Here is a 16091-nt window from a genome sequence, read left to right as displayed (position 1 = left end):
AATCTAACTTAGCTGCATTGAACGAGACCAGGGAAATAAACGCATTGTTCCATCTTTTGGATGATCCGGATCAGGAAGTATTTGATACGGTGGCCAACAAGATCCTTCTGTTCGGAAAAGAGATCATTCCGAACCTGGAGCATCTCTGGGAAACCACCTACGATGAGTCTATCCAGGAAAGAATAGAACTGCTGATTCACCGTGTTCATTACCAGGACCTGCAGGAGGCTGTACGGATCTGGGGGAATACCGGTACACAGGACCTGGTGCAGGGTGCTATCCTTGCAGCGCGTTATCAGTATCCGGACCTTGCTGCCCAGCAGGTGAATACTGAAATAGAGCGGATCAAACGTAATATCTGGCTTGAATTAAATAACTACCTCACCCCGCTGGAGCAGATCAACGTGCTCAACAGCATGATCTATAATTATTTCGGATTAAAGGGCGAAGAAGTATCCTATCAGCGTAAGAACCAGTTCTTCCTTAACCAGGTAATGGAAGCGAAGAAGGGGAATCCTATTACGAATGGGATCATCTATCAGAGCCTTTGTTCTATGCTGGACCTTCCGGTATATGCCGTGAACATTCCGCGGCAATTCATCCTCGCTTATTTCGATACTTTCTACGATTTTACGGAGCCTACCGATCCGGGGGATTACAGGATCCTCTTCTTTATAGATCCTATCCAGGGGCAGATCTATACGCAACAGGATGTGGAGACTTACTTTAAACGGGTGAATGTGCCGCAGTTGCCGGAGTATTATAAACCGATGAGCAATCAGCGGATCATTCAGTTCCTTATATCAGAGCTGGCTAAGTGTTTCAGGAATGATAAGGAGCAGTACAAGTTTGATGAGTTGAATAATCTCTCGCAGATATTGGAGTAAAATCCTTTTTATATAAAATGTAAAGGCTGTCCGCTGGGACAGCCTTTTTTTATTCCGCCGCTCCCAATAAGCATAAAAAAAATTCGACTGAAAAAACTAGCCCGGTGGTTATAAGAGGCAAGAGGGAACAGTTTTCGGACGAATTTTTTTTATGCTTATTTCCGCTGGTGTTTTTTTGGTTGGGAGTTGAGTGGTGTTTGTTCTTGTTCAGGTATATACTGTCGCTGAAGGGAGTGACACAACGGGGGCTGATCGTTGATCAAAAGCTGGTCCCAAAACTATCTTTGGCACTACTTTGAGTATAGGATGGGAGAAGGATTACCCTATCTTGAGCCTATGTGAAGCCTATCTAAGGTATTGGAATGCTCTCTGAAAGAAGAAGGGTGCCCCTTGTGGAGGCACCCTTTGGATAAGTTATGATTGGGCCTTTTAGCGCTGGGTACTGTAGTACTTCATGGCTTCGGGCATCAGCTTCTGTAATTGGGCGATGCGGCGTTCGTCGCTGGGGTGAGTGCTGAGCAGTTCAGGTGGTTTTTGGCCGCCTGTATTGGCCATGCGGGTCCAGAAGGGAACGGCTTCCTGCGGGTTGTAGCCGGCCATGGCCATAAAGATCAGGCCGAGGTGGTCTGCTTCCAGCTCATTCTGGCGGCCATAGGCCATGAGGCCGAGGGGGCCGCCTACGTTGAAGGCCTGCATGAAGATATTCTGGGCCTGGGGGTTCTTGTTGAGGGCAACAGCACCTGCTACCTGGATCCCCTGGGCTACGAGTCCCTGGCTCATACGTTCGTTACCATGGCGGGCGATGGCATGGGCGATCTCGTGGCCCATTACGCAAGCCAGCGCGGTTTCGTTCTGTGTTACGGGTAAAAGGCCGGTATATACTACCACCTTTCCTCCTGGCATACACCAGGCATTCACCTGTTTATCGTTCACAAGATTGAATTCCCATTTGTAGTTGGCCACTTCGTTACCCAGGTTGTTCTGTGCCATATAAGTGGTTACGGCCTGGGCAATCCGGCCTCCTACCCTCCTTACCATCTCAGCATCCTTGCTGCCGGTGGGAGAAACAGTTTTATTCTGAGAAAGAAAGGTCTGATACTCCTGCAAGGCCATGGATTGGATGGTGCTTTCAGGGATGAGGTTTAACTGGCTACGGCCTGTAATCGGTACACGGGTACATGCATACAGCAAACCCGTACCGGCTACAAATAACAATGCAATTTTTTTCATCGGTTAATATTTTGAAGATGGATATCCGAAAATACCGCTTTCTTCACATAGAGCAATCGTTGTGCCGGATTTGGGCACTACGCTCTGTCGTGCTTGTTTTTGCGATTCTTGAACAGGGGTACTTTGCTTTCGCTGCCGGTAAGTAACCTGGCAATGTTCTTCTGGTGGGTTAATACCACCATTAAAGCCACAGCTATGGCAAAGATGCGATAGAATACCTCTTTTTCACGGAATATGAAAAGTATCAGCACTGGGAATGCGATACTGGCAATAATAGAACTTAAAGAAACGTACCTGGTAAGGAAAAGGATCATAAGGAATACGCCTACGCAACACAGGGCCACTAAGGGCTGAATGGCAAGCACCATCCCGAAGAGGGTGGCAATACCTTTACCGCCACGGAAACCTGCCCAAATGGGGAAGATATGACCCACTACGGCCGCAAGGCCCAAGCCTACCTGGAGGTTCACCAGTTGCGTGATCTGATCCGGTTCGTTGTAAATAGGGAGCAAATAGGATAATCTTACGGCTAATACGCCCTTGAGCATATCCACGACCATCACAAAGGTACCGGCTTTAGGGCCCAATACACGGAAAGTGTTGGTGGCACCGGCATTACCGGAACCATGTTCGCGAATATCCATCCCGAAAACCCCTTTACTCACCCATACGGCGGTGGCAAAAGAGCCAATAAGATAGGCACCTATTAGTAGCAATAATTCAGTCATCACAATAAGTTAGAGTGCTAAGATAGTAAATCTCGTGTTAAAAAAATTACAAAGTTCACTGCAATAATAAGACAAATACTCGTCAATCAGCAATTAAAATATATAAATTTTTCCATATTGACGGTCTTAATCCGCCTTAAAGGATATGGCCAGCCAGTTGTCTCTCGATGCTTTTCTCTCCAGGCTTAGGTTTTGGCTGTTGGCAGCCTTAACGATTACAGTTTCATCCTCTTGCAATATACCACTCAAAATCAATAATCCATCGGGTTTCATAATTCTTTTCATGTGGGCCATGTTGGCCAGCAGGATGTTACGGTTGATATTGGCCAGGAGGATGTCGTACATGCCATCTGCAATGGCATCCAGGTTATCTGCCCGCCAGACGCGTACATTCCTGGCGCCGTTGGCCACTACATTCTCAATGGCATTGTCTACCGCCCAGGAATCATTATCGATGGCATCTGCCTGTGCTGCATCCATTTTGTCTGCGAGAATAGCCAGGATGCCGGTGCCGGTACCAAAATCAAATACTTGTTTTCCTTTGATGCTGATGTTTTCCATCAACTTGATCACAGAATACGTAGTGGCATGGTGGCCGGTGCCGAAGGACATTTTTGGTGTGATGATGATCTCATGTAACACCTGCCCCTGCAGGGAGTCATGGAAGCCTGCGCGGATACCGCAAAAATCATCTACCAATACTGGCTGGAAGTTGCTTTCCCATACGGCATTCCAGTTGGCCTGTGCAATGGTTTCTTTCGTGTAGTCTACCCCGTGGCTTCCTAAAATACCGAGTAAAATATTCTCTTCAAATTGTGTAGTAGGGATATAAGCAACGAGTGTGTCCGCCGTTTCTTCAAACCCTTCATAACCCGCGTCTGACAGTTGAGCCACTAAAATGTCTTTCAAAGCTGATGGAGCAGATACCGTGATCGCAATATGTGACATATCCGCAAGATAGTTACAAATTCCTCAGTGCCAATACGGAAAACGCATTTTTCAAAATCCTTTGCCAGATTCAGCCCCAAGGCTTATATTTGAATTATAATAATATAACCTTATCCTATGAAAAATCTATTCACCCTCCTGGCCGCTATGGCCTTTTACTTGTGTGGTTCCGCCCAAACCATTATCAAACCATATGAGATTGAACTGAAGGATTCTATTTTCTACCAGGTACAAACCGCTGTTTTCATTATTGATAAACAGGATGTGGAAGACTATTTTAAAGGACTGGATACGATCCTTCCGCAGCGGAAATATTCCAAAGATGTTTTCCGGAACATCCAGTTCCTTCACCTGAATCCTGAAGAAGTGCAAAGGCATTATAAAATGGTGTCCAAATTCTGGGCGGCGAACAAGAACAATCCAATGAATTATAGCACAGACCGGATCACGCTTTTCTGGAATGACAACGAAACGGTATTAATGCCTTACCTGGATGAAATATTGCCTGATCTGCTGGAAGGTGGTAAGATCCAGGTGGTGGACCGTTCTACGAATAAACGGGTGCAGAAGTATGAAATGAATTTTGAGGAAGTGGGCGTAAAGTCTTACAAGATCTTTAAGTTCATCAAGGGTAGGATCATGTGGCGGGAAAGTGAGGTGTTTGTAGAGCAGATGTCTACTGTAGGTAACTAAAATAAAAAAGGACCGCTCAAATGAACGGTCCTTTTTTTATGCTGATAATTTCTATTGTTCGTCGAACACCGGGCCTTCGATAGGACCTTCAGTTTGTTGCGGAGGGCGGTTGTAACCACCACGGTCTCCACGATCACCTCTGTCTCCACGATCGCCACCACGGTCAAAACGAGGACGGTCACCACCACGGTCTCCACCACGATCACGGTCTCCGCGAGGACGGTCTCCACCACCTCTGCGATCACCACGATCACCACCACGGTCTCCGCGATCACCACGGTCTCCCCTATCTCCACGATCTTCACGTTCTGGTCTTTCTACATATCCTTCCGGTTTATCCATCAGCACTTTGCGGCTGAGTTTGAATTTACCGGTTTTAGGATCTGTACCTACCAGTTTCACTTTCACTTTATCTCCTTCGGCGAGTACACCATCCATTGTTTCGAGGCGTTTCCAGGAAACTTCGGAGATGTGCAGCAAACCTTGTTTACCAGGCATGAATTCTACGAAAGCACCATAAGGCATTACGCTCTTCACGGTGGATTCATATACTTCACCTACTTCAGGAACAGAAACGATACCTTTCACCCAGGCCATAGCCTTGTCCAGGTTTTCTTTCTGTGCAGAGAAGATGCTTACTTCACCGGTCTGGCCAACTTCTTCGATATTGATAGTAGTACCTGTTTCGCGTTGGATCTCCTGGATCACTTTACCACCTGGTCCGATCACAGCGCCGATGAATTCACGGTCGATGATCAGTTTTTCCATGCGTGGCGCATGTGGTTTAGGTTCAGGACGGAAAGCCGGCATTGCGGTGTACATAGCTTCCAGGATGTGTAAACGACCCTGGCGGGCTTGTGCAAGCGCAGCGCGCATTACATCCATGCTCAGGCCATCAACTTTAATATCCATTTGAACGCCACAGATACCATCGCGGGTACCGGTTACTTTAAAGTCCATATCACCCAGGTGATCTTCATCCCCAAGGATGTCGCTCAATACCGCCCATTTTCCATCGCTTGCACGGGAGATCAATCCCATTGCGATACCGGAAACGTGTTTAGGTAAAGGAACGCCTGCATCCATGAGGGCCAGTGAACCCGCGCAAACGGTGGCCATGGAAGAGGAACCGTTAGATTCCAGGATGTCTGACACAACGCGCACCGTGTAAGCGTAATCGCTACCGGGCATCATTTGTTTCAGGGAACGGAGGGCAAGGTTACCATGCCCAACTTCACGACGGCCGGGGCCGCGCATCATTTTCACCTCACCGGTTGAGAAGGGAGGGAAATTATAGTGCAGGATAAATTTAGAATAAGCAGAGTTTGCAGCGCTTTCGATCAGCAACTCATCATCTGGTGTACCCAGCGTAACGGTTGTGAGGGATTGCGTTTCACCGCGGGTGAACAATGCAGAGCCGTGCGGAGATGGCAGCAGGTCTACTTCCATCGCCAAAGGACGAACCTGGTCCAGTACGCGGCCATCCAAACGGACCTTTTCGTCCAGGATCATGTTACGTACGGTTTCTTTTTCCAGGTCGTGGAAGTATTCACCAACTAATGGCGCATCTTCTTCAGGCAGTTCTCCCAGGGATTCCACGAGTTCTTCCTCGATCTTTTTGAAAGCATCTGTACGGGCGTGTTTACCGAGGGCACCTTTAGAAACTTCGAGGATCTTAGCTTGCGCAAACGCCGCTACTTTCGCTTTCAGTTCTTCGTTCTGGTGAGGCTTTTCGTATTCACGTTTAGCAGGGTTACCTACCAGGGCGCGGAGATCTTCCTGTGCTTTCACCTGAACTTTAATGGCTTCGTGGCCGAGTTCGATCACTTTCACCAGGTCTTCTTCACTGCACTCCTTGCTTTCGCCTTCCACCATCATGATGTTCTTGGCAGTAGCAGCAACGATGAAGTCCATATCCGCCGCAGCTAATTGAGTGCGGGTAGGGTTAATAACAAATTCACCTTCAACACGGGCAACGCGTACTTCTGAAATGATCTCCTGGATGGGAACATCAGAAACGGCCAGTGCAGCAGAGGCAGCGAGCGCAGCCAATGCATCGGGCATAACTTCTTTATCTGAAGAGATGAGGCTCACGAGAACCTGTACATCGCATAAATAATCGTCAGGGAATAAAGGGCGCAAAGCGCGGTCGATCAAACGGGAGATCAACACTTCGTAGTCGCTCAGTTTACCTTCTCTTTTGAAGAAAGAACCGGGGATACGGCCGGCAGAAGCAAATTTTTCCTGGTAATCAACAGTAAGGGGAAAGAAAGATTGGCCGGGTTTGGGTTTTTGGCTGGCAACAACGGTAGCCAGAAGGATACAATTTCCCAAGCGCACAGTAACCGAACCATCGGCCTGACGGGCCATTTTGCCGGTTTCTATCGTTACCTCGCGACCACCGCCTATATCAAATTTAACCGAAGCAGGTGTAAGATTCATACTTGTGTGAGGATTAATAAGGTACACATACAAAAAAACTATTCCCAACTATATTAGTTGGGAATAGCGCTATAATAAGTTTCAGATTACTTTCTGATTCCTAACTTCTCAATGAGGGCGCGGTAGCCAGAGAGGTTGGTTTTGGAGAGATAAGACAGCAAACGCTTTCTTTGTCCTACCATTTTCATCAGACCACGGTGCGTAGAGAAATCTTTTTTGTTTTGTTTCAGGTGAGCAGAGATACTGTTGATCCGCTCGGTTACTAAAGCGATTTGCGCTTCCACGGAACCGGTGTTCTTTTCGCTACCACCAAATTCTTTGAAAATGTTAGCTTTCTTTTCTACTGTTAAGTAAGGCATCTTGAATAAAAATAATTTTTTTAACTCGCTATTTTTCCGGTGCAAAGGTATGAAGTTACGTTTGTATTAGCAAATACAAATGAAAATGTACCTACTTTCTCTACTTTGCGTTGAGGATCAGCTTTATACCAATATAAAATTTTATACAAAACTTACGGCTGCATTGTCTGTTACCTGTCCGTTTTCGGTGCGTAAAACGCGGGAAGGGAACTTCTGAAGTACAATGTAGTCGTGGGTAGCCATGATGAGGGCCGTACCATCTTCCCGGCAGATCCTGAACAGCAGCTGCATAATGCCGTCTGAGGTTTCAGGGTCCAGGTTACCGGTAGGTTCATCCGCCAGGATCAGTTTGGGGGAATTGAGCAGGGCGCGGGCAATATCTACCCTTTGCTGCTCTCCGCCAGACAGTTCATAAGGCATTTTGAAACCTTTAGTGCCCAAGCCTACCTTTTCCAGTACGTCATGGATCTTATCCTCGATCTGCTTGGGTTCCTGCCAGCCCGTGGCTTTAAGGGCAAACTTGAGGTTATCGTGTACATTACGGTCTGTAAGCAGTTGAAAATCCTGGAACACTACGCCCAGGTTCCTGCGCAGGTAGGGTACTTTCTTCCAGTCCATCTTCTTCAGATCAAACCCCACTACCTGGCCGTTCCCCTCTTTCAGGGTGAGATCTCCGTACAAAGTTTTCAGCAGGCTTGATTTACCTGTACCCGTTTTGCCGATCAGGTAAACAAATTCACCCCTGTTGACCGTAATATTCACATCGGATAAGATCAATGAATGGCCCTGGTATATATTAACATTCGTCAGTTGAACTATGGGTTGATCCACCATTTATTTCCTTTTAGAAATTCAAAAATAACTAATTCCCTGTTATTGATCTGCGAAGGTTATTAACTAAAAAAATAGTTTGAAAACTAAATAAATAGTTTTACATTTGAATTGAGCGCGAAAATATGCTCCCGATCATGAAAACACTGACAAAAGCTGAAGAGCAGATCATGCAGGTATTATGGAAGCTGGGTCCTTCATTTGTAAAAGATATGATAGATGAGATGCCGGAACCGCGGCCGCATTACAACACCATTTCCACATTGGTGAAGATACTGGTGGATAAAGGTTTTGTCAGCTTTAAGGCATACGGGAAAAGTCATCAGTACTATGCGTTGATCACTAAGGACGAATACAGTCATAAAACAGTGAAACACCTGGTATCCGGTTATTTTGAGGGCTCATTCAGTAACATGGTTTCTTTCTTTGTGAAGGAGAAAGATATGAGTGTAGCCGATCTCGAAAAATTACTGCAACAGATCAAGAACGCCAAAAACACTGAAAAATGACACCGCTCCTGGCCTATCTCGCTAAAGTGATCATCTGCTCAGGGATCCTGTATGCTTATTATCACATGGCTTTACGTAATAACCGTTTTCACCAGTGGAACAGGTTTTACCTGCTGCTTTGCACTTTGCTCAGCCTGGTGGTGCCCTTGCTTCGCATTCCTATTTCTTTTACTCCTGAAGATACTGATACCCTCTTCGTATATACCAGCCAGGTAGTTACCCTTCGTGAACAGGTGTTTACCCCTGCAGGGCCTTTGCCGGTTACGCATTTCAACTGGGTGCTGTTTTTATATTCAGCGGTGATAGTAGTTTTAGCAGGAAGGTTATTATTTGGTTACTGGAAGATTGTACGGCTAATACATATGAGCCGCGTGGAGTTTGTAAAGCCTTACTGGATGGTACTTTCAGAGCAGATCACAGCACCGTTCTCTTTCTTTAGATACATTTTCTGGAACAAACGGGTGAATGCCACCACACAGGAAGGACGGCAGATGTTGCAGCACGAAATGGTGCATGTTCAGGAAAAACACAGTACTGATAAGCTTTTCATGGAGATCATCACAGCTGTTTGCTGGATCAATCCATTCTTTCATCTTATTAAACGGGAACTTTCGCTTATCCACGAATTTATTGCTGATAAAAAATCCGTTGTGAACGGTAATGTGGCAGACTATGCTCAAACCATACTGCAGATGGCTTTGCAAACGAACCGCAGCTTCAGCATGACTAACAATTTCTCTCATCAACCTATTAAACGACGCATCCTTATGCTGACGCAATCACGTAAACTGAGATTCAGCTATCTGCGCAGGTTAATGATCCTGCCCATAGCCATCATGATATTTTCCTCACTTGCTTTTGTTATCACGGAGGAGAACATTGATAAACTTGTTTCTGCTCCGCCAGACATTCAGATACTGCAAAAGAAGGATAGTACAATAAAACCGCCGCCACCACCAGCTCCTGCAAAAAATCCCAAAGTACAGTTTAAACCTCAGCAGAAAAACGGGAAAGAGGTTTTCACTTTCGTGGAACAGCCCCCTACTTTTGCAGGCGGGGATGCAGCATTGAATAAGTTCCTGGCCACTAATATCAGGTATCCGCATACTGCTACGGAGAAAAATATCCAGGGTACTGTTTTCGTATCTTTTATCGTATCAGATGATGGTAACGTAATGGATGTAAAAACAGTGGGCGCACCAAAAGGTGGCGGACTGGAAGAAGAAGCCATAAGGGTGGTTGAGAAAATGCCGAGGTGGGTACCCGGCAAGCAAAATGGCCAACTTGTAAATGTACAATTCAACCTGCCTATCCGTTTTACCTTGCAGGAAAGTGGCGAACCTAAAAAGAAAATAGCAGATGACGGCGCTTACTTAATGGTAGAAGAAATGCCCACTTATCCGGGTGGCCAGAATGCTATGATGCAATACCTTTCGTCCAATGTTCGTTACCCCAAATCCGCTGTTGACAAGAATATGGCGGGTACCGTATACGTGAAGTTTGACATTGATAAAGATGGTTCTATCAGCAATGTACAGTCAGTGAATAAAGCGATTGGCAGCGGATTGGAAGAAGAAGCGATCAGGGTAGTGAAGAAAATGCCGAACTGGAATCCCGGCAGGGAAAAAGGGGAGCCAGTGCGGGTACGGTTTGTGTTACCGGTTGCATTCAGGTTAACTAAGTAGATAAAAGGAAAACGCCTCAGTATTGCTGAGGCGTTCTTATATGCATATTGTGCATGCAGTAAGGCAGTTTGTATGAAGCATCAAAGGCCTTTCTAGGCATATTCAAAAGTTCCGAATTCACTCTTCACCGTTACTTTCTTAGCAGGACTATCTGTAACCCTTCCCACTATCTGTGCATCGATGTTGTAAGTCTGGCTGATGCGAATGATATCTTCCGCAATCTGCTCCGGTACATACAACTCCATACGGTGGCCCATATTAAACACCTGGTACATTTCTTTCCAGCTGGTACCGGATTGCTCCTGGATCAGGGAGAATAAAGGTGGTATGGGGAATAAGTTATCCTTGATCACATGCAGGTTATTGATGAAGTGCAGCACTTTGGTTTGTGCACCGCCACTGCAATGTACCATGCCATTCACCTGGGAACGGTATTGCTCCAGGATCTGTTTGATCACAGGCGCATAGGTACGGGTAGGTGACAATACCAGCTTTCCGGCAGTAATATTACCTACTCCCGGCACATTCACCAGATCCGTCAGTGCTTTTTTACCACTGAACACTAATTCCTGCGGGATGGAGGGATCATAGCTTTCAGGGAATTTCTGCGCTACTGTTTTATTGAAAACATCGTGCCTTGCGGAAGTTAGGCCATTACTGCCCATACCTCCATTGTATTCCCGTTCATAGGTAGCCTGGCCTGAAGAGGATAAACCTACTACCACGTCGCCTGCTTTGATACGGTCGTTGGAAATAACGTCGGCCCTTTTCATGCGGCAGGTAACGGTAGAATCCACAATAATGGTACGTACCAGGTCTCCCACGTCAGCAGTTTCCCCGCCAGTGGAGTAGATACCCATGCCATAACTCCGCAGTTCTTCCAGTATCTCTTCCGTACCGTTGATGATGGCGGCGATCACTTCTCCCGGAACGAGGTTCTTGTTACGGCCAATGGTGGAAGACAGCAGGATGTTATCTGTAGCGCCTACACAAAGCAGATCGTCTGTATTCATGATAATGGCATCCTGGGCAATACCACGCCAAACGCTGATATCGCCTGTTTCTTTCCAATAGGCGTAAGCGAGGGAAGATTTGGTGCCGGCCCCGTCTGCATGCATAATATTGCACCAGTCTGCATCTCCGCCCAGGATATCCGGGATGATCTTGCAAAAAGCCTGGGGGAATAATCCCTTATCTATATGCCGGATGGCGTTATGCACATCCTCTTTGCCGGCAGAAACGCCTCTTTGGGCGTAAAGGTTTTGATCCACGATGTTCCTATGTATTAATTGTATGAATTGCAAAAGTATTGGAATCCGTTCAAAACATTTAGATTTGCACCGGCGTTTTTGAAAATATGATCATCTAACGATGCAGGTTCACAGAGATTTACAACAATTGCCCGATTTCAGGAATGCCGTGATCACCATCGGTACTTTCGACGGCGTGCATACAGGCCATCAGTACATTTTGCAGCAATTGCAAGAGGCTGCGGAGGCCTGCCATGGAGAAACGGTGATCATTACCTTTGATCCTCACCCGCGGGAAGTACTGGCTCCCCAGAATAAAACAGTACACCTGCTGACCACGCTGGATGAAAAGATCCAGTTACTGGAAAAATGGGGGATCCATCACCTGGTGGTGGTGCCATTCACCAAAGCTTTCTCAGAACTCTCTGCCACCGCATATTTAGAAGACTTCCTTATCAGCACTTTCCGCCCACATACTATTATTATAGGATACGATCACCGTTTCGGGCATAACCGGGAAGGGGGATTGGAATTACTGGAGGCGGAGCAGCAGAAATTTGGTTTCCAGTTGCTGGAGATCCCGCAACAGGTAGTACATGACCTTACGGTAAGTTCCACCAAGATCAGGAACAGCCTGCAGGAAGGAGCTATCCTGCTGGCCAATGAATTGCTGGGATACCCTTATTTCATTAACGGGAAAGTGGTACATGGAGATAAAATGGGCCGGCAGCTGGGTTTCCCCACGGCCAATATCGCTTTGCACGACAGCCGTAAATTAATTCCCGCCCAGGGAGTATATGCAGTGAACGTTACTGTAGCCGGCAAAGAATGGAAAGGTGCGCTGAATATAGGTACCCGGCCTACTTTTAATGGCACCGAGCTAAGGATCGAAGTATATATCCTTGATTTTAATGAAGATATCTATGGAGCAGAGATCCATGTTTCCTTCATAGAGTTTATCCGTGCAGATAAAAAATTTGATGCTGTAGATGCGCTGGTGGTGCAGATCACAGATGATGTGGCTAAGGCGCGGTTGATCTTAAGGTCTTAACATCCTGTACGCCATTTCCTTCATCAACTCCCCATCTTCCGTTCCGCTGTCGTTGATACCAATACTGCGCAGGTTGTACTGATGTAATAACAGGAGCGCTCTTTCTGTACCATCAGGGCCAAATTTCCTTGCCGCTGCCATATAATCTTTCACGAAAAAAGGATGTACGCCTATTGCGGATGCCATTTCCTTCTCTCCTCCTTTTACGCCAAACAGCAAACTGATCTTGGCGAAATAATTATACAGGGCAGGGATCACCATTTGAATAGGCGCTGCTTTGGGGTTGGCGGAGAAGTATTTGATAATGCGCATCACTTTACCCATATCCTGCATGCCCAGTGCATTCTGTAATTCAAATACATTGTATTCCTTGCTGATGCCTACATATTTCTCAATGTCGGCCTCATCTATTTTCTTGCCGGCGGGCAGGTTCACTTTTAATTTATCTATTTCATTGGCAATGCGGGACAGATCGTTACCGATATGGTCTGCCAGCAGCACACAGGCTTTTTCCGAAATGCCCAGCCCCTGGCTGCGTACATACGCTTCTGCCCAGGCAGGGATCTGGTTATCGTACATTTTTTTGGTAGAAAGCACTACCCCTTTATCCTTGATCAGCTTGGCCGTTTTACTGCGGCCATCTATTTTACCCTGTTTATGGGCCACTACAAAAATGGTGGAACCCAAGGGTTGTTCAATGTAGGCTTCCAGTTTCAGCAGGTCTTTCATAGCCTGCGCTTCTTTGAGGATCACCACCTGGCGTTCAGCGAACATGGGATAACGGCGACAGGCATTCACTACCGTGGCCCAGTCTGTATCCTTTCCATATAATACGGTGAGGTTAAACCCCTGTTCTGCTTCGCTGAGCAAATGATGTTCTGCATAGTCCACCACCTGGTCAATGAAGAAATCCTCTTCCCCTTCCAGCCAGTAAAGCGGCCGGAACTTATTACTCTTCCAATCTTTTATAATATCCTGGTAGTCCATTTTATATTAAGCTACGATAGAAATTCCATCTTTTTCGATCAAAGGCAAACCTTTGAATTTCAATAACAATTGTGCTACGGTCAACACATCTTTCTGGCAGTAATCTGCGATCCTTTTCACGTCTCCGGTTTCCCAATATACTTTGCCTACCATGCTGCCGTCGATATCATCTTTTGGCGTGGGAATGCCCATTACAGCCGCCAGGAGTTTGAGGGAAGTGTAATTCCGGAACTCTCCGAAACGCCATAACTGCATGGTATCCAGCAATGGTTGTTCCCAGGGTTTGAAGTTATTCAATTGCAGGGAAACGGGTAAAGAAAGACCATTGATGAGTGCGCGGCGGCAAATATAGGGAATATCAAATTCGCGGATGTTATGCCCGGCAAATTGAAAACGGGGGTGACGGGTAAAAAACTTATGTGTTAGTTCCAAAAATCCGGAAAGCAGTTCTTTTTCGTCATTTCCATAAAAAGATTTGATACGAAGCTGATAATGACCATTTTCCGTAAAGAAGAAACCGGCCGAGATACAAACGATCCTTCCGAATTCTGCTAATAAACCAGCTCTTTCATTGAAATTTTCAAAAGCGTTTTCAGATTCTGGCGCAGTTTTTGCGTTTTTCTCCAACCAGAGGGCCTGAAGCTCGTCTGGCAGATGATCAAAGGATGCAGTGAGCGGAGTAGTTTCTATATCGAGGAGTAATAATTGATCGAGGGCAACGTTATTGAGCACGGCAAAAGTTTTAAAACGTGTAATTTAAACAAATTTTAACGTTTCGGATTTTTAGAAAATTTTACCCATATAAACAATCAAAAATAAAACATCACTATTATGGCGGAAAACACATTTACGACTGGTACGCCCAGTAATTCCGGACCTGAAAAACCAAAAAGCAACAAAAACGGAGTGATTTACGGCGTTCTCATTGCCGCCCTGGTGGGAACCTGGGGGTATATGTTTTACGACAAAAGTCAAACCAGCAAAGAACTGGTAACTAAAGAAAATCAATTAGATACACTCACTACATCCCGTAATGAACTGCAATCTGAATACGATGCGGCACAAGCCCGCCTGGATGATCTGATCTCTCAGAACAGCCGGATGGACAGCCTCGTGAAGAGTAAAGACAAGGAAATTGCAGACATGAAGGGCCGGATCAAAGGTATCCTGAGCAATAAGAACGCAACTGCAGCTGAGCTGGCAGAAGCAAAACGCCTGATCGAACAATTGAAATCCACTACCGAAGGGTATGTGCAAACAATTGAAAGACTGGAAGGAGAAAAACTGGTGATCACCGGCGAACGTGATTATGCCCGTAAAGAGCGTGATTCCGTTGTAGTGGTGAAAGACAGCCTGGGTAAGAAAGTAGACCTCGGTTCTGTACTGCATGCGTCCAACATTCAGCTCTCCCCTATCAATGTTAAGCGTAATGGTAAGGAAGAAGTGACTTCCAAAGCTAAACGCGCTGATATGATGCGGGTGTCTTTTGACCTGGATAACCGTATTGCACAGGCAGGCGATAAAGAAATTTATGTAGCTATTACCGCTCCTGACGGTTCTCCGTTGGCTGTAGAAGCTTTAGGCAGTGGCCGCTTCACTTTGGAAGATGGTACTGAAAAGCTTTACACCGTGAAGAAAACTGTTGCTTACAGCACCGGTACCAATCAACCGGTTAGCATGGACTGGAAACAAAACTCCGATTTCAAAGCCGGAGATTATACCGTGGAAATCTACCACGATGGTTTCAAGATCGGAGCTGGAAAAGTTCACCTGAAAAAAGGTGGTTTATTTAACTAGGAAACTTTAGATAGATATATCCAACATTCATCTGAGAAAGGTGCGGCTGTAGCCGCACCTTTTCTTTTATTTCCAAGAGGCCATTTGAAGCCTATGTGGTTGTTAAAGATTGGTTATTGAATAAAAAATATATATAATAATATAATAAATTTAACTTTCTTTGCGGAGCATTTATACAGCGTTTTCCCGGGGTGTATGTTCAGAATATGCTGAGACCAAGTTGCTTGTGAACCTGAATTGCAGGTTAGCCTTTTGAAACCAGACCAAATTATGGAGCTATTCGATAATATTTATGACATGGCAAATACGAATAAGGTAGTTTATGTGATCGACGACGATGAGATTTTCCACTTTATTGTAAAGAAGATGTTCGGTTTACAGGGTTGGAATGTGGCTGTGAATTCTTTTTTGTCTGCCGAGGATGCTATTGAGAACCTGAATTCATTTGCAGCCAAGAACCTGCCTTGCCTGATCATCCTGGATATGAATATGCAAAGAATGAACGGGTGGGATTTCATTGAGGCTTTCCGGGAGTTAAAAACACGCCTGCGGCAGCATGTGCCTATTATTATGTGTTCTTCTTCCATGAACATCCAGGATATGGAAAAAGTGAAGAAAACACCTGAGCTGATGGCTTATATCACTAAGCCATTGGACAAATCAAAGATGAAAGTAATTGAAGAATATCTCTGAA

The 16091-nt window shown here is 45.8% G+C and carries 16 protein-coding genes; 7 read left to right on the top strand and 9 right to left on the bottom strand.

The features are described 5' to 3' along the window. Positions 1-17 precede the first annotated feature (17 nt). On the top strand, positions 18-887 hold the full coding sequence (locus BUR42_RS28700; RefSeq protein WP_074242954.1) for a transglutaminase-like domain-containing protein: 870 nt from the start codon (positions 18-20) through the stop codon (positions 885-887). Positions 888-1316: 429 nt separating this feature from the next. Here BUR42_RS28700 and BUR42_RS28695 read toward each other — a convergent pair whose 3' ends face one another. The 3 genes from BUR42_RS28695 to prmA form a co-directional block, all read right to left on the bottom strand. Next, complete coding sequence (locus BUR42_RS28695) at positions 1317-2117, bottom strand: M48 family metallopeptidase (protein WP_074242953.1); 801 nt, start codon at positions 2115-2117, stop codon at positions 1317-1319. Positions 2118-2194: 77 nt separating this feature from the next. Next, positions 2195-2845 (bottom strand): glycerol-3-phosphate 1-O-acyltransferase PlsY, encoded by a 651-nt coding sequence (gene plsY / locus BUR42_RS28690; protein ID WP_074242952.1) that lies wholly within the window; start codon positions 2843-2845, stop codon positions 2195-2197. Positions 2846-2971: 126 nt separating this feature from the next. Continuing rightward, on the bottom strand, positions 2972-3793 hold the full coding sequence (gene prmA, locus BUR42_RS28685) for a 50S ribosomal protein L11 methyltransferase (protein ID WP_074242951.1): 822 nt from the start codon (positions 3791-3793) through the stop codon (positions 2972-2974). A gap of 117 nt (positions 3794-3910) precedes the next feature. On the opposite strand from prmA, the gene BUR42_RS28680 reads away from it, so the two are divergent. Beyond that, positions 3911-4486, top strand: coding sequence for a hypothetical protein (locus BUR42_RS28680; protein WP_074242950.1), 576 nt, complete (start codon positions 3911-3913; stop codon positions 4484-4486). Between the two features lie 51 nt (positions 4487-4537). Here the strand turns inward: BUR42_RS28680 and BUR42_RS28675 are convergent, their stop codons facing one another. The 3 genes from BUR42_RS28675 to BUR42_RS28665 all read right to left on the bottom strand — a co-directional run bounded on the left by BUR42_RS28675 (position 4538) and on the right by BUR42_RS28665 (position 8121). Continuing rightward, positions 4538-6928 (bottom strand): polyribonucleotide nucleotidyltransferase, encoded by a 2391-nt coding sequence (locus BUR42_RS28675; protein ID WP_074242949.1) that lies wholly within the window; start codon positions 6926-6928, stop codon positions 4538-4540. An 86-nt stretch (positions 6929-7014) separates the two neighbouring features. Then, positions 7015-7287 carry a 30S ribosomal protein S15 gene (rpsO, locus tag BUR42_RS28670; RefSeq protein ID WP_074243278.1) on the bottom strand — a complete coding sequence of 91 codons (273 nt, stop codon included), beginning with the start codon at positions 7285-7287 and terminating at the stop codon, positions 7015-7017. Positions 7288-7428: 141 nt separating this feature from the next. Next, a complete protein-coding gene (locus BUR42_RS28665; protein WP_074242948.1) occupies positions 7429-8121 on the bottom strand; it encodes a cell division ATP-binding protein FtsE in 693 nt (230 codons plus the stop codon). 134 nt (positions 8122-8255) lie between these two features. On the opposite strand from BUR42_RS28665, the gene BUR42_RS28660 reads away from it, so the two are divergent. Both BUR42_RS28660 and BUR42_RS28655 read left to right on the top strand, forming a co-directional pair. Then, positions 8256-8627: a BlaI/MecI/CopY family transcriptional regulator gene (locus BUR42_RS28660; RefSeq protein ID WP_074243277.1), complete on the top strand. Its 372-nt coding sequence runs from the start codon at positions 8256-8258 to the stop codon at positions 8625-8627. After that, positions 8624-10312: a M56 family metallopeptidase gene (locus tag BUR42_RS28655; protein ID WP_074242947.1), complete on the top strand. Its 1689-nt coding sequence runs from the start codon at positions 8624-8626 to the stop codon at positions 10310-10312. Before BUR42_RS28660 ends, BUR42_RS28655 begins: the two co-directional genes overlap by 4 nt. A gap of 92 nt (positions 10313-10404) precedes the next feature. Here BUR42_RS28655 and BUR42_RS28650 read toward each other — a convergent pair whose 3' ends face one another. Next, entirely contained in the window at positions 10405-11583 is a 1179-nt protein-coding gene (locus BUR42_RS28650; protein WP_074242946.1) for an AIR synthase related protein, read from the bottom strand. A gap of 100 nt (positions 11584-11683) precedes the next feature. On the opposite strand from BUR42_RS28650, the gene BUR42_RS28645 reads away from it, so the two are divergent. After that, complete coding sequence (locus BUR42_RS28645; protein WP_074242945.1) at positions 11684-12613, top strand: bifunctional riboflavin kinase/FAD synthetase; 930 nt, start codon at positions 11684-11686, stop codon at positions 12611-12613. Here the strand turns inward: BUR42_RS28645 and holA are convergent. Then, entirely contained in the window at positions 12602-13600 is a 999-nt protein-coding gene (gene holA, locus BUR42_RS28640; protein WP_074242944.1) for a DNA polymerase III subunit delta, read from the bottom strand. The genes BUR42_RS28645 and holA overlap by 12 nt on opposite strands. 6 nt (positions 13601-13606) lie before the next feature. Next, positions 13607-14332: a 3'-5' exonuclease gene (locus tag BUR42_RS28635; RefSeq protein WP_074242943.1), complete on the bottom strand. Its 726-nt coding sequence runs from the start codon at positions 14330-14332 to the stop codon at positions 13607-13609. A gap of 99 nt (positions 14333-14431) precedes the next feature. Between BUR42_RS28635 and BUR42_RS28630 the strand changes: the two genes are divergently transcribed. Continuing rightward, positions 14432-15397, top strand: a complete 966-nt coding sequence (locus BUR42_RS28630) for a coiled-coil domain-containing protein (protein ID WP_074242942.1) — start codon at positions 14432-14434, stop codon at positions 15395-15397. 297 nt (positions 15398-15694) lie between these two features. After that, positions 15695-16090 (top strand): response regulator, encoded by a 396-nt coding sequence (locus BUR42_RS28625; RefSeq protein ID WP_074243276.1) that lies wholly within the window; start codon positions 15695-15697, stop codon positions 16088-16090. The last annotated feature ends 1 nt before the right edge of the window (position 16091 follow it).

It is taken from the genome of Chitinophaga niabensis (assembly GCF_900129465.1).
Lineage (GTDB): Bacteria > Bacteroidota > Bacteroidia > Chitinophagales > Chitinophagaceae > Chitinophaga > Chitinophaga niabensis.
Note: the sequence above shows the minus strand (reverse complement) of the source record. Positions and strands in the feature narration are given on the sequence as shown.